The organism is Xenococcus sp. PCC 7305 (genome assembly GCF_000332055.1).
GTDB lineage: Bacteria > Cyanobacteriota > Cyanobacteriia > Cyanobacteriales > Xenococcaceae > Xenococcus.
In genome coordinates this window covers 1-18,971 of sequence record NZ_ALVZ01000177.1, presented here as the reverse complement: position 1 = coordinate 18,971, position 18,971 = coordinate 1, and the positions used below count along the sequence as shown (strand labels likewise).

Genomic DNA, 18,971 nt, shown 5'->3' with positions numbered 1-18,971 from the left:
AATCTTATCGTAAATATCGTTTTCAGCGCTTACCCAATCTTTATAAGCCTGAGAGGTTTCACTGGAAATAACACTACTTTGATTGTCTTGCATAGAAATAATTAATTGTCTTGCATAGAAATAATTAGAGGTAGTAATACCGCCAATTGCTCATCTGATAGTTGCTCAATCAAGCTAAATACTTCCCGACGTATTTTGTTCATTAGGATCTGTTTCCGTCTTTAATTCCTATTATCTCATTATTTTGACTGAGATTGTTGGAAAAGCGATCGCATTATTCATGTTTTACAACAGGTGATCGCTTTTTAACTCGGATGAAGAAGCCAGAAAGATTTTGATGATTTTAAGATTGTCAACTCGAATTGTTTCGAGATCTTTTAGTTCCATTCTTTAGAAGGGGATGACATTTAAATATCAGTGCAAGGTTAAAACCATTATAAAAGACTATTATTATCTTTTAAGTATATGATTCCTCTGTTCCCTATTCCCCGTTCCCCGTTCCCTAATCTCTACTAAGTCATTTATTTTACACAACTACTTATTCCTATAGCGATCGCAAATTACCAAAAACTCGGCAAAAACTTTGTCCAGTCTCTAATCGTTTGATTAATATTTCTCGCAACTTGAATATGGGGTTCATCAGGCTCAATCGGGATAATATTGGCTTTGCTGCCCATACCAAACTTTTCTACCACCAAATTCGCAGCCTCCAACCCAGTAACATAAGCTTTTTCCTGTGACCAAGAACCATGACGCGTAATGATCCAATCACCACTCATGTATAAATTAGGAATTTCCGTGTCTGCCGAGAGTAAATGCTGATAGCTGCCGGGGAAAAAATGAGTCACACCTTCTTTAACCCGAATTACACTACTATCTACCACCTTCGCTGCCCCAAAAGCAGGAAGACAAGTCGTAACATCACGATGGACTTTCTCAATAATTTGCTCATCGCTCATCGGTAAAAGCTGATTTGCATGATAAAAATCTGCCTCAATAACAGTATTCGGCTCATCATGATATTCATCATGGAGATCATTAAGGTCAAAAAATGTCCAACCAGTTGTGGCATCAAAACCAAAGCAAGCATTAGAAGGTAAAGGGATCTCAATCTTGCGATCAAACCAAAGACGAGTCGCTAAAACATCAATTCCTTTGAGATTAGACAAATCGCGGAATTGAGCATAGTTATTCAATGTCTTGCTACTAGCAACAATCTTTTTCATTCCTGTGATGCTTACGCTAGAGATCACCGCATCAGCAGCGAAGAATTCATCCCCACATTGAACACCTGTGGCCTTTCCCGTCTCATCAACTACGATGTCACTCACTCGCTTATTAGTTAAGACCTTGCCGCCAGCTTTTGCGATCGCAGCAATCCAGGGTTTAAAAATTTGTTCCCCAACAGTCCCACGACACCAAACCACATCGAAATCAGGCTGGTGGGCCAAAATAAAATAATAAAGCATTCCCAAGGCAGCAGCAGCCGAACATTGTTCTCCTGGGGCAAATAACCCAACCAACAACATCGGCTCAAAAGCTTCTTTGTAAAGTCTTTCGGAAACTCCATATTGTCGGAATAATTCTCTGGCGGTTATTTTGTCATAACGCTGCCAAGCTTCATGGGAGTTGTCAAAATCAATTACCGAATAGAGAAGCGGTAAAGCCGAAAGGCGATCGCTTAAAGGCAGACGTTGAAATTTTGTATAGACAAATGTTCCCAAAGGAGTGGGTAAGCGGGTTTCATCCTGAAAAATTGGGGACTCTACCTCTAAACCCGCAGGAGAATATTGAGACGATCGCGTGAAACGAGTAAAAGGTTCGAGTCCTAACTCTTTGACTTTGCTGAAAATATTGCTATAGGGATACCAAAAGCCATGAATTCCCCCTTCCACCGATCTACCTCCAGTCGTTTTCCAACCTGCGACTAAACCGCCAGGATAGGGAGCTGCTTCTAGGAGAGTAACTTCATAATCCTGTTGAGCCAAATGAGACGTAGCGCCTAAACCTGCCCAACCCGCCCCGATCACGATAACTTTCTTTTGTTCTGGCATTTTAATTTTTCACCTTACCTTAAATACTTTTGCCCTCTTTCTTTTGGGAATTACATTAGGAGACACTCGCCAAAATTCCGCAGCCTGTTTCATTTTATAGCTTAGTATCGAATCATCGACTGAGTCTAGTCTTCTGATATCTAGAGTGGTGGTATCTATGTTTAAACACTTAATAATTTCTGTCGCCAAAGACTTAGCAAGTAGCGGAACAACAGCATTCCCAATTTCACGAAATCCATGCCAGATTGTACGATGAAATTGAAACCAATCGGTGAAGGTATGGATACGAGCAGCTTCTCTTATGGAGATACATCTCGGATGTAAATAGTGAATCGGTCGAGGCGCGGTAAAAGCTCCTTTGTTACTAGCTGTACCTGCTCTTAAAGTGTTGGATAAACCATCAGAAGATAATTTTAGAAATCGACTTACAGGCTCTTTTTTTCCCGCAATTGCCTTGGCAAAACGTTGAATGGTTTTATCTGTGTGGTTTGAGCCCAAATGTCCCCAAACCTTTGTGGGTTTTTCCCTTATATGACATAAAGCATAAACTCCTTGGGGCTGGATGCTAAAGCTTTTGCCAAATCCTGAATAATTGATTGTATCGGCAAATATTCCTTTGTCTTGACCAATAAAGACAGGAATGTCACTTAAATTTGCGATCGCAGATCTGATTGTATTGAAAGGCAATAAATTGTCATCTTGCCCATGAGTTGGCTGAGGATAATTCGGTTTTGGCATATCATTTCTGTAGCCAATTAAAATCAGTCTTTTCCTTTTTTGTGGAGCACCGTATAAAGAGGAATCAAGTATTTGTATAGGCTCAACTATTGAATAGTTGTTTTGATTAAAATTTTTAATCAATTCTGTTAGAAACTGTCTATGTTTGCCTGATGCTATTCCAGGAACATTTTCAAAGATGAAATATTTGGGTCTAATTGTCGAGATGATTCTGGCATATTCAAAAATTAATTGATTTCGAGGATCTTCTAATATCCTGTCTCCCATATAGGAGTAACCCTGACACGGTGGGCCTCCAGTGATAACATCGATATCAGTTTTAAAACCTTTATTTTGAATCGCAGCTAACAGTTCTTCGCAAGAGACTTGAGATATATCCTGGCAAATAGTAACTCCATAGGGAAAATTGTAATGATGTACTAAAGAATGAATAGGGTCAATTTCTACTGATGCTGCAATATCAAACCCAGCAGCTTCTAAACCCAAGGACATTCCACCACAGCCTGAAAATAAGTCGATCGCGACTGGTCGATTGCTCAAAGTTCTTCTCAGTATTTGTTTCAATCAGTTTTGCTATGCAAAAGAGAATCTAAGTATAGATTAGGCAATAGCCAATAAGCAACAGAGTATTTCAAAAGAATAGCATTGGACTCTTAATTGAGCTCTTAATTTTGGGATAACAAGTACTCTACTGCGGCCAGTCCTGATAATACTGCACCTTCTATATTCGGGGAGATAAAAGCATCACCAGCCAAGATCAACCGAAGTCCTGGCAATACAAGATAAGGTTCCCCATAAAACGTCTGAGGTTGACTGTAGCGCCATCGATGTACTTGATAACGAGTCACATTAGCGTCTAACCAGGGTGAGGCAGCTGTGAACAGTTGATTTGCCAAATTTGCCTGGTCTGTTTCCCAGTGAGCCTCACTAAATTCAGCACTTCCATGAAGAGTCACAGCATAACCCTGGGGGGAAATGCCCTTGTGGTGATTAGAAGCAATCCAAGCAAGAGGTTTGCCATCTAAGAATAATCCCCCTGGTTTTGGAATTTTACTAGGTTTGTCCAACAGAGCGAGTATGGCAATGCATTTGTGGTAAACAATTTGTTCCAAGCGATCGCGTATTTCTGGGGCCAGAGAAATGTGAGAACTATCCAACAAAGCCAATGACTGGGGAATCGGAGCGGTCATAATTAAAATATCTCCGACAAAGTTCGCGCCATTGTCGGCTTCGAGGTTCCATTGAGAATTTTGTCGATTTAAGTTGATAATTTTCGTGCTGGTATGAACATCAAGCTCTTGCGACAGATATTTAGCAATGTTGCGATTACTGACAACGCCTCGATAGTAAACTTGGTTCTCCTGCTGAATATTGCCATCTACTGAGGGAAAACCTTTATTCCATGCTTCTACTATGTCTTTTTTAAGCCATTCGTCCACCCAGACCTGAAATTTGGGATCACTGACTGTGAAATGTTGCGCTCCATAATCAAAGATTCCTTCAACAGCTTCGGAATGCTCGATACGTCTGGTTGCTAAGCGACCTCCGATACCTCTTCCCTTATCGAGAATAGTGCTTGCGATCCCATGTCTTTTGAGTTCTGTGGCGATGATTAACCCAGAAATGCCACCACCAATAATCAGGCAATATGGTGATTTTGTATTACGTTGTTGCTGATGATTAATTGACATGATTTACACGGCTTGGTACTCTATTTACTTGTTAAGATTAGTGTTAGGTTTTAGGTGTTAGGTTTTAGGGTTAAAAGAGTTATATTTTGATTTAAAATTTTGCCAAGTCGTTTGATTTAGTTGTATTGCCTTTTTTACCAGATTTTCTCTTGACGATTACCTGTTCCCGATTCCCGATTCCCGATTCCCGACTCCCGACTCCCCAAAGCATAGCGCTAGATTTGTTTAATCTTGACCACCAGCTTTCAAGAAAGGACAAAGATGGGCTAATTGACATTGATCGCAAAGGGGTTTTCTGGCTTTACAAACTGCTCGGCCATGATAAATAATTCGAATCGAATAATTTTCCCAATCGGGTTGGGGCAAAATTTTCATCAAATCTCGTTCTATTTTGACGGGATTATCATTTTTAGTGAGTCCCAATCTATTACTAATGCGTTTGACATGGGTATCTACTGTGACCCCTTCGAGAATGCCATAACCATGGGCAAGCACTACATTTGCTGTCTTGCGAGCAACCCCTGGTAATTGTAGTAGTTCTGGCATTGTTTGGGGGACGTTGTTATCGAATTCGGTGACAATTTTGTGACAAGCACCCTGAATATTTTTGGCCTTATTGCGATAAAAACCCGTGGAGCGAATTAAGGTTTCTAGTTCTTCGCGATCGGCACCAGCCAAGGAAGGGGCATCAGGAAATCTGGCAAAAAGAGCTGGAGTTACTTTATTGACTCTTTCATCGGTGCATTGAGCAGAGAGAATGGTCGCAACTAATAGTTGCACTATAGATTCATAATCGAGACTACAAGTGGCATCTGGATAGAGTTTTTCCAGAAGCGATAAGATTTCTAAGGCTCGTTGTTTTTTCGAGATTCTAGATTTAGATTTAGTTGTCACAAAATTTCCTATCAATTAGGATGGCTTGAGGGAATTAATAAATAGTATAGAAAAGTTACGCGTCATTGTACTGCGATCGCCAAACTTGATTTATTGTTTAAAAATCCTTGTCATATTCAACCTGACCATAATCGAGTTTAATCATCCGATCTGCCACATGAAAATAATGATCATCATGACTAATCACCAACACAGTCTTCCCTTGATCTCGCAGATAAGGCAATAATTTACAGTAGAAAATTTCCTTAAAGAACGGATCTTGATCCGCTGCCCATTCATCAAACAAATAAATTGGCCGATCTTCTAGATAGGCCGTTAGCAAAGCCAATCTTTTCCGCTGTCCCTGGGAAAGTGCAGTCGTCGAAAGCTTGCCCTCTTGCACTTGTACCTTATGGTCTAATTGAAGTAGCTTGAGATATTTCTGAGCTTGACTATCCAAATTATTATCTTCTAATCCCAAAAGATCTGCAAACAAATAAAAATCGGCAAAAACTACTGAAAAATGTTGCCGATACCATTCTCGATTTTGTTCGGTAATCGATTCCCCATCTAAGATGATTTCCCCCGATTCAGGAATATAAAGCCCAGTAATCAGTTTTGCCAAAGTCGATTTCCCACTACCATTCCCGCCAACAATAAAAACGATTTCTTGCGGGAAAAATTTGAGATTAACAGGCCCCAAAATAAAATTACTGTTAGGCTCATCGGTGCGATAGGTATGAGTTACATTATCCAGTTGAAAATATTCCCAGGAAGCTTTATGTTGCGGTGGCACAGTTAAATTTTCTGAGCGATTAACCAAAGATAAACCCAAAGATTCTATTTTTTCTAAGGCAATGCTAGCTCGACTGAAAATAGGTAACTTACTAATGATATTTTCCATCGGAAATACCAAGTAGGTGAAGGTCAAAACATAACCAGAAAGAGTTTGAGGTGTAATTGCCATGATATTGGGCAAGACAAAAATCACAAAACCCAAGGCAAAAAAGAAGATCAGCTGACCCCAACTAGAAGTTGCGGCAAAAAAAGTTAGACCGACAACATTATGGCGGCGAAAATTATTAACAGTTGGGAGTAGTTGCTTTTCTAGAAAAACTTGTCGTCTTCGGTAATGCAGCTTCAGTTCTTTGATGCCTGCGGTGATCGAACCCAAATGCTGGAACAAAATATCCTGATCAGTGCGAGCAAGGGCTAGCATTTTTTTGCCTCGGTTGAGCATCCATTGGCAACTCCCAATTGCCACTACTGCCAGGCCAATCACCATCAGAATTACCGACCAAGACAACCAAGTTATATAAGCCATGCAACCGATCACGATCGCGAGATTAATAAACAGAGATGGCATTTGGAACACCCCATTGGCAACTGCTTGCACATCTTCAGTCAAGGTGGCCAAGAGTCGAGGCTTGCCCAAATCTTCGAGATGGCTCAACTCCGAAGCCAGAATCTGCCGACTCAAACGCATTCGCAACTTTAGAACCGCATTCTGGGAAAGACGAATCAGCATTACCTGAGCAATAATGCTAGTGATCAGCGCCACGATCGCAAGGCCCACAAAAGTCCAGGCTGTAGTAGATAGAGATGCCCCAGGCTCGCGAGCTGCGGCACGACTAATTAGGGCAATTAGAGCTGCACTACTGCCACCACTGAGAAATCCCGTAAGAATCGCGATCGCAACCATTCTCCAAGAAGAACGCAATAGAAAAGAAATCAAACTCATCGGCAATAGAAAATAGGGTCAAGTTCTAATACTAGGTGAAAACTCACAAAATTAATGTATTCTTAATATCTGACAAACATGCTTATCTTGTAGACTATATTTTGAGATCACTTATAAGAAAACTGAAAATTGGTTTCTTTTTGGGGAATTTTTCCTGATTTGAAGACAACTATAACTTAAGTGATTAAGAAGATTAATCAATAGTTCTGGAGTGAGAGATTTATTATGAAATTTTTATCTGGCATTAGTGTAGCAGCCATCGCAACAACAGCATTAGCATTTTACACTTTACCCAACAGAGCACAAGATGCAGCCACCTTTAGTGATATTGAAGGTAATGTTTACGCCGCAGAAATAGAAGAGGGCGCGAAATTAGGGATTGTTACTGGTTTCCCCGATGGCACTTATCGACCAAATGACACAGTAAGCAAAGAAGAAGCTGTGTCTATGATTATCGATGCGATCGATAAAAATGTTACGCCAGTCGATCTTGACGAGGCTCCGACTAGAGCAACTTCAGCACAACAATTTACAGATGTTCCTGAAGATCGCTGGAGTGCCAAGAAAATTGCTTGGGCACAATGGAATTTCCTCCCCGCAGCAGGTGCGGCTAACTATTCTGGGGAGTTCCGACCAGAAGAACCTATTAGCCGCATTGACCTTATCGATTTTCTAAGACGCTCAGCAGGAATCTCCAAAGCCAGACGCAAAGAAAGCACAACTTTAACCCCTACTCAAGATCCCATTACTTTTTCTGATGTGGCTGGGTATGATCTCGAAGCGACGATGACAATGTCGGCATACTGTGGAGTTGCTTCGCCTTTAAATGAAGAAGGTGATGCTTTTGCTCCTGAGCAGCCTGCAAATCGGGACTATGCAGTTGCAGCGATCGTCAGAACAGTTAAATGTATCGAGAACGATCCTAATTAAGAGAGGGCAGAAGGCAGAGGGCAGAGGGCAGAGGGCAGAGGGCAGTCTCCCTGTTAGTCTCGTCAAGCGGGACTAGGTTCCTCGAATGGGGATAATCAGGTCAGAAAATGGATAATTTAGCCCAACTAGATGATTTGTTTTGAGCAGCCCCACCCTAATTGTAGATAAGAGATATATACTCATTACTTATCACTCATTACTTATTACTTTGTTGATTAATGTTTCCAGTAAAAAACCGCCGCCAGAAATTAGTCAAGCTAATAAACACTGCCTGTTTGCTTCTCGGCTTAGGAATTGTCCCTGCAATATCAAAACCCCAACCTGTTTTCAGTGCAGAACGGATTAAAACTTTTATTGGTCCCTTGCAGATCGCGATCGCGGTTGACTCTTTAGAAGCCTTTGCCAAGGAAGGAATTATTAACCCCGACTTGGCATTGGTAACCAACCGCCTCGATGGGGAAACTGTCGTTCAACTGCGGGAAATTTTACAGGAACGATTTGATTTGGGCCCAGCAGAAATCTATCGTGTGGCCCGCGTTCCCATGGTCGAAAGGATGCTGAGTCAATTGGGAAGAGGCGTTCAAATTAGCCATAATATTAATGGCCTCCATGGTCTGCGAGCTGCGATGATTTTAGCCGCTGCTGATGAGACCGAAGGGTTAACTATCATTAATGCCTTGCGTAAGTTTCCCAGCAGAGACATTTATCTCAATCTTGAATTTCTCCTCCAACTACGACAAGAATTGGCAACTCAATCGAGTTATCGTCAAGCGGTAATAGCGGAAATTATTAAACAGTCGGCAACAGAAGCTGCTGAATCCACAACAGATCTCGATCAACTGAGCGATTTACAGCAGCCAGGGTCGTGGGCAGTGTCGATGCAAAGTCTGAAGTTTGAGATCGAAAGTCTGCGATCAACTGATGTTGGATTATCCACTTCCCATCCCTTAGAGTTCGATCTCTATTTGCCGCAAGGAAAATCGGAACCAGCACCATTAATCTTCATTGTTCAAGGTTTTGGCTCCTCTCGGGGCAATTATAGTCATGTGGCCAACCAATTAGCATCCCATGGTTATGCCGTGGCATCAGTTGAGCATATTGGTAGTAATTTGGAATATCGGCAAGCCTTTTTACGCGGAGAATTAGGCGACTGGATTACGCCGATTGAGTTTGTGGGTCGGACTTTAGATGTAACTAATCTTCTGGATAAATTGGAGGAGTTAGACGCTAGCGACCCCAACTGGAGTAATAAGCTCAACCTAGAACAAGTGGGAATTTTTGGCTATTCTTTCGGCGGTTACACTGCCTTGGCAACCGCGGGCGCAGAGATTAATCAACCTCGATTGGATCAAAAATGCAATGAGGAGAATTTTAATATCGTCATTAGTTTTGCGCTGCAATGCCAAGCTCAATATTTGCCCCCAATCAAATTTAATATCAAAGATCCGCGGATTAAAGCGGTGTTTGCCGCCTATCCTTTTACCAATCCCATTTTTGGGCCGGAAGGCATGGGGAAAATTGATATTCCCACCATGATTTGGGCAGCGAGTGAAGACACCACTGTTCCTGTCGTTCCCAATCAAATTCATCCCTTTTTCTGGCTCAGTACTCCTGATAAATATCTCGCCTTGTTAGTTCCTGGAACTCATTATTCCACCGCCAAAGATGAGGTGATTGAAGGACTGCCTCTAGAAATGTTGAGGGGGCCTGAGGGAAGTGGCCCGATCGCCCGTGATTATCTCAATGCCATGACGGTGGCTTTCTTTAATTATCATTTACGAGGTCTAGAAGAATTTGAGCCTTATTTATCCGCTTCTTACACCGAGGAAATTTCCCGAGAGAGCATTGAAATTCATCTCACCCACTCCCTAACTCCAGAGCAATTAGAGACAGCCTATGGCAAGCAACCCCCCTCGCCATTATTCCCCGAACCGATAGTTGCAACAGCAGAGGACAGATCGGAGCCTGTTTTAGATGAAATCAATCGTACAGGAGTCTTAAAAGTGGCAGTCAGAAGTGATGCTGCTCCCTTTGGTTCTTTGGAAGATACGGGCAATTGGACTGGGTATTGTGCCGATTTTGTAAAATCCTTAGAGCAATATCTCGAACAAAAACTCAAGCTTTCTGGAGGCATTCAAACTGTTGAATTACCTTCTAACCTAGAAAATCGCTATGAATTAGTGCAACAAGATCATGTTCATCTTGAATGCGGTCCCAATACGATTCGCAATGATCTTGAACAGATCACTTTTTCCAATCCTTTCTTCGCTTCCGGTACTCAGTTTTTGGTGACGAATAATCAAGCAAGTCAGCTTAATGGCAACAGTGACCTGGCAAATTTGAAAATAGGGGTCCTGAAAGGTACCACCACCGAAACTTTTGTCAAAGAAAATTATCCCTCAACTGCAACAGTATTCTTTGATGGTTCGACTGGGAGGGCTCAGGCAGTCAAAGCTTTAAACAATAATGAGATTGAGGCTCTAGTCAGTGATAGTATTTTATCTATTGGAGAACTCGAACGACAGAGTCTAGATCCTGCGGCTTATACTTTGTTACCAAGGCAACCTTTGACTTGTGATTATTATGGCATGCTCCTGCCAGATGGCGATCGCCAGTGGCGAGAGACGATTAACAGTTTTCTCAGAAACCAAAGCGCACAACAAGCTAGCGATAAGTGGTTAGGCGACTTTTCTGAGGAGTTGTTATCGGCAATTAGATCTTGTAATAGACAGCGATAATATTGGTATATTGAAGAACTTATGAAAAATCAGAGCTCTCCCGAAAAAATATCTTCTTCTCGTTGGTGGCAGTCTTTAGGGCTGAGCGCGATCGCGCTAGCCTCATTCATGACGCCGATCATGGCGCAAACTCTTTATTTTCTCTATCCCCCAATCAAAGAACCCCTAAGAGTTGAATCCCTGGATATTTTTGTTCAAGATGGCTCGGTAAATAAAAATTTAGCCCTTTTTCTTAAAGTAGCGGGAACTAGCGAATCTGGACAAGCCAAATTTCGTGAAGTGCTAACGAAAAAAGCTGCTGTGAATCCGCGGATGGTGTCCCGCTTTTTTAACAGCAAAATCGGCGAAGCTCTTCTTGAGCGAACTGGCAAACATATTCAAGTCGAAGGTGGCAGAAATGGCAAATTTGCGATTCGCGGTGCCCTAGTCGCCGCAGCCTATGACACTGAGGGTTTGAGCCTGATCAATTTTTTCCGTAATTTGCCAACGAATATTCAGTTTGATCTCAAAGAGATTATCAACACGGCTAGAAATACCAAAATAGTAGTCAAGGCAACCAAAGTTTTTAGTGAAGAAGTGATACCCCAGTTATCGGCCGCTGAAGCCGCAGATGCTGAGCCAGTTGACTTTGATAATTTACCTGATTTACGTCAACAAGGTGGCTTGGGGTTTCAACAACAAAGATGGGAGTTGGTAGATACCAGTCGCGACAGTATAAGGCCAGATTCTCCAGGTCGTAAATTTTTCGTTGATGTTTATCGACCAGAGAGGCTCCGAGAAGGGCAAACTCCAGTGATTGTGATCTCCCATGGGTTAGGCTCTAGCCCAGAAAACTTTGCAGAACTTGCAGAACATCTGGCTTCCTATGGCTATGTTATTGCGGTTCCTCAACATATTGGTAGTGACAATCTACAGCAAAAAGATTTTTTGGAGGGCTTGTCAAAGGAGCTCTTTTTGGTTGATGAATTTATCAATCGGCCACTAGATATAAGCTATGTCATTGATGAGCTGGAGCGGCGCAACGATTCTGAATTTGACGGTAGACTTGCGACGGAAAAAGTTGGGGTTTTTGGTCACTCCTTTGGTGGTTATACAGCGCTAGCGGTTGCGGGAGCTACCATTGATTTTGATAATTTAGAACAAGAATGCGCCTTGGGTTTAGGCCGGATTAATACTTCTTTGCTCTTACAGTGCCAAGCATTAGAGCTGGAGCGCCAAGAGTATGATTTCCGGGATGATCGCATTGCGGCAGTTTTGGGTCACAACCCTGTGAACCGAAGTATCTTTGGACCCGAAGGCTTAAGCCAGATTCAAGTACCGACCATGATAGGTGCTGGCAGCTATGATCCGGCAACTCCCTTTGTTTTTGAACAGCTAAGTTCCTTTACCTGGCTCACTTCTCCGAGTAAATATCTGTTGCTCGTCGAAGGCCAGGCTCATGTTGATGTTTCGGCGATCGATGGCGGCATGAGTGAGGTGATTGAATCGGTTGAAGAGTTGACTCTCCCAGAGCCTCAATTGCTCAGGGATTATAGTCGTTCCACAGTGCTGGCCTTTGCGGAAGTTTATGTAGCGGATAATGCTGAGTATCTTCCTTATCTGCAATCTTCTTACTTGGACTATCTCAGTCAAGGGCAAGATTTTAAATCTTATCTGATTAGTGAAGAATCCTCGGATGATTTGGTGGAGGCTATTGAGCAATTTAGGCGTGAGGAAAGAATAGATTAGCTTCAGTTAAACTTGTTCTATGGCTTGAGAGCAAGATGCCATTGGGAAACTTGTGCTAACATCCTATTTGATTCTCAAACCCAAATAAGGATTTATGTTCCAGCAAGAGCCCAAAACAGTTTCTAAAGACACTGATCAAGCTCTCGAACCAATAATTTGTGAAGATGCCCTTCAGCAGCTCGAGTTGGGGATCAAATACTTGCGATCGCAAAAATTTTCTGAAGCGGAAGCCTATTTTCAACTGGCTCTAACATCTCAAACAAACAACCCGGATGCCTGGCATCTTTTGGGGGTAACATCAGTCCAGCGGCAGAAATATACCCAGGCCATCGATCAAATCACACAGGCAATTAAAATTAAACCAACAGAGGCCATATTCTACAGCAGCCTCGGGAACGTCTATCTTGAGCAACAACAGTTTCAATCAGCCTGCAAATCCTACCAAAAAGCCTTAGATCTGAAACCAACAGATACTGACACCCGAAAAAAACTAGCTATTGCTTGTGAAAAATTATTAGATTTGGGTATTGAGCATCACCGAGCAAAAAGAATTCCAGAAGCTGCAACTTGTTACCAACAGGTATTTTTGTACCAGGCACATCGACAAGATATCTGTGCTGATGCTTGGCATCTTTGGGGGGTCATTGCCTATGAAGAAAATGATTATAAAACTGCCATTGAACGGATGACCAGAGCAATAGAACTGAATCCTAACAGCTCTAGTTTCTACAATAGTCTTGGTGCAGCTTATCGAGGACAAAAAAAATTTACCGAAGCAATCAACTGCTATCAAAAATCTCTGCAACTGCAACCAAGTTTTCAGCAGGCTCATGATAATCTTGCATATGTTTTTTTAGATCAGGGAAATGCTTTAGCAGATCAGGGAAATTATGCTGAGGCGATCGCATCTTGTGAAAGAGCATTGGAGCTCAAGCCAGACTTTTCTGAAGCATTACTAGTATATGTTATGTCTAGGCGGCGGATTTGCAGCTGGCAAGGACTCGTAGCCTACGAAAAAGAGCTTCTTGATGCGTCACAATCTTCAGAATCGATATTGCCTCCCTTTGTCCCCATGGCGATCGCAGATAATCCAGAAATCCAGCTAACTACAGCAAAAAACTTCTGTAACAATGTTGTTGACCATTCATGTATACCCTTATGGAATGGTCAGCGATACAGTCATCAAAAAATTCGTCTTGCTTATTTGTCGGCCGATTATCACCAACATGCTACTGCTTATCTGATGGCAGAATTATTCGAGCGTCATGATTGTTCTCGGTTTGAGGTTTTCGCCTTTTCCTTTGGTCCCCCAAGCAATAGCCCGATGCGCCACAGATTAGTCAGGGCATTCGATCATTTTATTGATGTCCATCAGATGTCCGATCTAGAAGTTGCGCAAAAGATCCGCAATTTAGAGATTGATATTGCCATTGACCTCAAAGGCTATACCAAAGATAATCGCAAACAAATCTTAGCCTATCGCCCCGCACCAATACAAGTTAACTACTTGGGCTATCCTAGCACAATGGGAGCTGACTTTATTGACTATATTTTGGTTGATCCTTTTATTGTTCCTTCAGATCAACAACCCTACTTCACCGAAAAGCTGGTTCATCTACCCGACTGCTACCAAGTCAATGACAGCAAACGCACCATTGCCCAATATGTTCCCTCACGAGAAGAATGCAATTTGCCGCCCCAAGGTTTTATTTTCTGTGGCTTCAACAATTCTTATAAAATCACCCCAGAATTTTTCAATATCTGGATGCGTTTGCTCAAAGCAGTTCCCCATAGTGTTCTCTGGTTACTCAGCAAAAACCAAGATATGACAGAGAATTTACGACAAGAAGCCCAAGCCAGAGGGGTTGACCCTGATCGCCTAGTATTTGCTCCCAAAAAAGATTTACCAGATCATCTCGCTCGGCAACAATTAGCAGATCTATTTCTGGATAATTTACCTTGTAATGCTCACACCACAACCAGTGATGCTCTTTGGGTGGGTTTGCCTGTGTTGACTTGTGCTGGACAAAGTTTTGCTGCTCGCGTAGCTGGTAGTCTACTCCATGCTATTGGTTTACCCGAGCTTGTAACTTACAATTTGCCAGACTATGAAGCCCTCGCCTTAAAAATTGCAACCCAACCCGCTCTTTTAGAGAAAATCAAAACAAAGCTCCAGCACAATCGCTTGAGGACACCATTGTTCGATTGCGATCGCTTCAGGCGAAATATTGAGGCAGCATACCAACAGATGTGGTCAATCTCTCAGCAAGGAAAGCCCCCCAAAGCATTCAATGTTAAACCTAATTTGAATTATTTAAGTAAGATAGAAGATAGGGCAATTAAACAGTCTGATAATGAGTTAAAAACGACAAGAAATTACATTTTCACGATCGCTCCAGGACATACTAGAACAATGACTTTAGCAGCCTTATTACGCAATAATATTCCTCAATCAAAGATTCATCACGAAATCTTAGGTTATGACAAATTTGGTGTGGATACTCCTGATATTTCCCATCTCACCCTCTTCAACTCTCAGGGCAATATTCCGAAAATTCAAGATTTTTGGCGTCAGAAGTTTAATCGAATAATTAAACTTCCCAATCTCTCATTTTATGGAGAAACTTCTCATATCTTGGCCAAAGCAGGTCTGATGGAAAACCTTGAGATGTTAAGTTCCCATGGCAATATTAAAATTATTTGTTTGACTAGAGATCCCGTCAAAATTGTTAGCTCGCTAATCAAGGGAGCAGATTTTTTGAATAAAGGAAATATCTGGCTCTGGCATCTCGATCCAAATTATCCCAGAAAAATTGTTAATCCAAAGCCATTTTTCCAGTTTGGGATCAACGGTCAAAGACTTTGGTATGTCTATGAAATGTACACCAGAGCTGAATACTATAAGTTAATTTACAAAAATCACCAACATATTAGTTTTATTGACTTCGATATCTCCGATCTATCACAACCAGAGAAAGTTAGTGCTTTCCTCACTGCATTAGGCGTATCAAAAGAAAATATCATGTTGCCTGAACCGAAAAACTTATCGCAACAAAAACTTTGCCAAGAAGAATTGAGACAAGTCTCCGCAATGATTGATCAACTTATTTTTGAGCCCTCAAAACTAGCTAATGAGTTTCTCAACAAAGGTTACAGATTATCATAAATTTTAGACAGCAATGACAACCCGGAAGATATTTAATGAATTTTTATGTATTTTTAATTATATTCTTTACAATAAATCCAATCATTATTTGAATTTTTGCGGTTGCTGCTTCCCTGTTTCAAGGAATACTTTGTCTTTTCAGAAAGTTTTTAGCCAAGTATGAGCAAGTAATGTCTTAAGATAAAAAATCTTAATGATAATGACATATTTTTTTTTCGGATATAGACTGTTGGAGCCTGAATGCAAAGCTCAATATAGTTAAATTCCATGGACAAAAATTTAGATATTAGAGATCTCTCAGTTGTCGTTGCTGTAAGAGATCATAATCCAAATATGTTGACTCCCGATTTTCTTAAGGGAAGCGGGGTTGTGCCCACAGACTGGGAACTCGCAAGACCTCCTGTTCTGTCTTCTAGAACAACAAAGATTGTCTTCAAAAATGGCATTAAGATTGAGGCAAAACCAGGAATCATCACCTTTTCGGAAGGGCTAATTGAGCCCAAAACACCTCATGAGATTGAGATCACCAAGTTAGCTAGCAAGTATACGGCGGCTTTACCTAATTTGGATTACCGCGCTGTGGGGATTAATCCACGTCGTTTTAAGACTTTCGGCGATCATACTCAAGCTGCCCATAGATATCTCACTGAAAAAATTCTTTCCCCAGGTGTTTGGCAAGAAGTAGGTGAGACACCAATACAGGCTGGAATTAATTTGGTTTATACCATTAACGGGGTGCCATTACGTTTGAGTATTAATGAGGCCAAGTTACAAATTCCTGAGAAGGAGGCAATTTCAGCGATCCTATTTTCTGGTAATTTCCATCATGATTTAGTTGGAGAAAACGGGAATGATAGGTTAAGTGCTTTGCAAAATCAGCTTGAAAATTGGCTAAAAGATTGGGATAGTTTCCAGGACATTTTAGTAAATAAATTTTTGGACCAAAACCATTTAGATTCAATTATGGCTGCATAAATTAGCTTGAGAGGTGATCCAATTTGGATCGCTCCTAGATATATAGCACTACGTGCAAGTAGGAAGAGGGAAGTAGTAAGTTTATCAATGCTTGCGCTTTTACCAATGTCCTAATCAAAGTACGTAGCGCTACAAGAAATAGTTGAAGTCAGTAAATTATTAGTAATTTAATTTTTAATAGATAGGTTTGATTATGGCAGAAGAATATTTTGATGGGTTACCAGAAGCTTTACCAATTGTAGAAACAGATAAAGCAGATTATGCCCCAGGTGAAACGGTAGTTATTAGCGGTAGTAATTATGCACCGAACTCCACAGTTGAGATTCAAATCGCGGACGATCTTGCGGCGCCAGGAGATGACGGCGAGGCAGATATTTATCATCCTATTCTAGTTACAGTCGATGAGTATGGAGTCTTTACCACAGACTGGACTGTCCCCATCGACAATAATGGTACTGGTAGTGGTATTCCTGATGCTTTGAATGCGACTTTAAATTTGACTGCAACAGGTGATGGTGTCGATGGTATTTTTGAAACGGACGATGATCAGGTTGCAATAACCACCTTTACCGATGCTGGTGGTGCTTACGACATCGATTTTAGAGCATCTGACCCAACCTCCTATAGTAATTTGGTGCCTGCCCAACTACCTCCTATCAATGGCGGAACCGCTGCAGACCCCCTTGATCCACCTCCAGGGGAAGGAACAGATGATGCCAGTTCTGCCGATGTTGTCACTTCTCTAGCACCAGATGATCTTGGGCTAGGTCAGATTGTGGCATTTCAATTTATTATCACTGTTGATGGAGATACCTCTCCTGAAAATGGAGTAATTGAGCTTCTTGCAGGGTGGAACGCAGAAACTACTAATGGTGGTGACTTTGGCTATGATGAAACCTTTTTGATCTACGGAGCATTCATTGACACCAGCGATCCAGCCCATATTGATGGGAATGCCGATGGCAATGGCGCAGCAACAGTTGCAATCACCAACGAAGCCTTAATCCCCAACGGTAGTACCACCGGGGCAGACGAGATTCGAGGGACCTTCGAAGTATCCGGCCTCGACGATGGGGACACGGTTGTTCTCGAAGTTTGGGTTGTTCTCGAAGACACAATTCCCCCTGGTACTGGTGGTACTGTTCAAAGTAGATTGATCGATGCCGAAACTGCTGACGGTGATGCGATTAGTACGGGGAATCAAACTAATCCCCTTCTAAGAGTCTTCCGGTTCTTCAATGCTGAAGCTGATATTGCTGTAACTAAGACAGATGATCCTGATCCAGTAGGACTTGGTGATACTTTAACCTATTTTATCGAGGTTACTAACAACTCCACAGACACAGTTGCCAATGGTGTTACCTTAACGGACGTTCTTGATCCGAATACTACCTTTGTGCAAATTGCTTCTGTTATAGATACTGAGGGTGTCATTACAACCCCTGCCGATTTTTCCGAAGCTGGAGGTACGATAACAGGCGATCTTGGGTTTCTAGTTCCAGGAGAGACAGTAATTATTGAAGTTGAAGTTACCGTCAATGACGATGCCCCCACTATAGGAACCGAAAATTTACTTAATACAGTAACTGTTGATGCTATCACCAATGATCCGGATGATTCGAATAACACTGCAACAGAACCGACAGATGTTCTTGCCGATCCAGAAATATCTATTACCAAAACCTTTAACCAACTATTAGACGATGCAGATGGTTCTGGCGATATCAGCCCTGGGGACACCATAGAATATAGTTTCGAGGTTACAAACACTGGTGATGTAACTCTATTTGACGTCTCAGTTGATGATCCACTAGTTGGTCCAGTAACACTACTGGATACAGAGCTAGATCCCCTTGAATCGACAACTGGCACAGCAACCTATGTGGTTCTACCAGGAGACTTGGGCAACACTATAATCAACACCGCAACTGCAACTGGTGATCCTGACCCCAATACTCCAGGTGATGAAGTCACAGCCACAGATAGCGAAAATGTTGACGTCCCCGAGTCAGTCCTAGAAATTGTCAAAACTAACACCGGATTTACTGATAATGACGGTTCTGGAGACATCAGTGAAGGGGATTTTGTTCTTTACGACTTAACAGCAACCAATATTCCAGTAGCCTTTGGCGGCGCTAATTTAACCAATGTAGTCATCACCGATGACCTCACAGGAGATACTTCAACTCCCTTGACCCTAGGGCCCAATGAATCCGATACTTTATCTGTTAGTTACACCGTACTTGATAGCGATCTTGGAACTACCATTGAAAATATTGGGACAGCAGATAGTGATCAAACTGACCCTGTTACTGATCCTGAAGGCATTGATGTCCC

The 18,971-nt window shown here is 41.9% G+C and carries 11 protein-coding genes; 6 read left to right on the top strand and 5 right to left on the bottom strand.

Annotated elements, in window-relative coordinates:
- Positions 1–560: 560 nt before the first annotated feature.
- The 5 genes from XEN7305_RS12735 to XEN7305_RS12715 all read right to left on the bottom strand — a co-directional run bounded on the left by XEN7305_RS12735 (position 561) and on the right by XEN7305_RS12715 (position 7,097).
- Entirely contained in the window at positions 561–2,054 is a 1,494-nt protein-coding gene (locus tag XEN7305_RS12735; protein WP_006509849.1) for an FAD-dependent oxidoreductase, read from the bottom strand.
- A gap of 9 nt (positions 2,055–2,063) precedes the next feature.
- Positions 2,064–3,332: a DNA cytosine methyltransferase gene (locus XEN7305_RS12730; RefSeq protein WP_006509848.1), complete on the bottom strand. Its 1,269-nt coding sequence runs from the start codon at positions 3,330–3,332 to the stop codon at positions 2,064–2,066.
- A 125-nt stretch (positions 3,333–3,457) separates the two neighbouring features.
- Positions 3,458–4,483, bottom strand: a complete 1,026-nt coding sequence (locus XEN7305_RS12725) for an NAD(P)/FAD-dependent oxidoreductase (RefSeq protein ID WP_006509847.1) — start codon at positions 4,481–4,483, stop codon at positions 3,458–3,460.
- A 225-nt stretch (positions 4,484–4,708) separates the two neighbouring features.
- Positions 4,709–5,377 (bottom strand): endonuclease III, encoded by a 669-nt coding sequence (gene nth / locus XEN7305_RS12720; RefSeq protein WP_006509846.1) that lies wholly within the window; start codon positions 5,375–5,377, stop codon positions 4,709–4,711.
- A 97-nt stretch (positions 5,378–5,474) separates the two neighbouring features.
- Complete coding sequence (locus XEN7305_RS12715; RefSeq protein WP_006509845.1) at positions 5,475–7,097, bottom strand: cyclic peptide export ABC transporter; 1,623 nt, start codon at positions 7,095–7,097, stop codon at positions 5,475–5,477.
- Positions 7,098–7,322: 225 nt separating this feature from the next.
- Between XEN7305_RS12715 and XEN7305_RS12710 the strand changes: the two genes are divergently transcribed.
- The 6 genes from XEN7305_RS12710 to XEN7305_RS12685 all read left to right on the top strand — a co-directional run.
- Positions 7,323–8,027: an S-layer homology domain-containing protein gene (locus XEN7305_RS12710; RefSeq protein WP_006509844.1), complete on the top strand. Its 705-nt coding sequence runs from the start codon at positions 7,323–7,325 to the stop codon at positions 8,025–8,027.
- A gap of 218 nt (positions 8,028–8,245) precedes the next feature.
- On the top strand, positions 8,246–10,765 hold the full coding sequence (locus XEN7305_RS12705; RefSeq protein ID WP_006509843.1) for an alpha/beta hydrolase: 2,520 nt from the start codon (positions 8,246–8,248) through the stop codon (positions 10,763–10,765).
- A 21-nt stretch (positions 10,766–10,786) separates the two neighbouring features.
- A complete protein-coding gene (locus tag XEN7305_RS12700) occupies positions 10,787–12,493 on the top strand; it encodes an alpha/beta hydrolase (RefSeq protein WP_006509842.1) in 1,707 nt (568 codons plus the stop codon).
- A 94-nt stretch (positions 12,494–12,587) separates the two neighbouring features.
- Complete coding sequence (locus tag XEN7305_RS26655) at positions 12,588–15,659, top strand: tetratricopeptide repeat protein (RefSeq protein WP_006509841.1); 3,072 nt, start codon at positions 12,588–12,590, stop codon at positions 15,657–15,659.
- A gap of 267 nt (positions 15,660–15,926) precedes the next feature.
- Positions 15,927–16,634 (top strand): hypothetical protein, encoded by a 708-nt coding sequence (locus XEN7305_RS12690; protein WP_006509840.1) that lies wholly within the window; start codon positions 15,927–15,929, stop codon positions 16,632–16,634.
- 193 nt (positions 16,635–16,827) lie between these two features.
- On the top strand, positions 16,828–18,971 hold a 2,144-nt coding region (locus XEN7305_RS12685), incomplete at its 3' end, for a DUF11 domain-containing protein (protein ID WP_006509839.1).

Coding starts and splice junctions, on each gene's coding strand:
- XEN7305_RS12690 (WP_006509840.1), top strand. CDS start 15,927: ATGGACAAAAATTTAGATATTAGAGATCTCTCAGTTGTCGTTGCTGTA.
- XEN7305_RS12725 (WP_006509847.1), bottom strand. CDS start 4,483: ATGTCAATTAATCATCAGCAACAACGTAATACAAAATCACCATATTGC.
- XEN7305_RS12700 (WP_006509842.1), top strand. CDS start 10,787: ATGAAAAATCAGAGCTCTCCCGAAAAAATATCTTCTTCTCGTTGGTGG.
- XEN7305_RS12710 (WP_006509844.1), top strand. CDS start 7,323: ATGAAATTTTTATCTGGCATTAGTGTAGCAGCCATCGCAACAACAGCA.
- XEN7305_RS26655 (WP_006509841.1), top strand. CDS start 12,588: ATGTTCCAGCAAGAGCCCAAAACAGTTTCTAAAGACACTGATCAAGCT.
- XEN7305_RS12735 (WP_006509849.1), bottom strand. CDS start 2,054: ATGCCAGAACAAAAGAAAGTTATCGTGATCGGGGCGGGTTGGGCAGGT.
- XEN7305_RS12705 (WP_006509843.1), top strand. CDS start 8,246: ATGTTTCCAGTAAAAAACCGCCGCCAGAAATTAGTCAAGCTAATAAAC.
- XEN7305_RS12715 (WP_006509845.1), bottom strand. CDS start 7,097: ATGAGTTTGATTTCTTTTCTATTGCGTTCTTCTTGGAGAATGGTTGCG.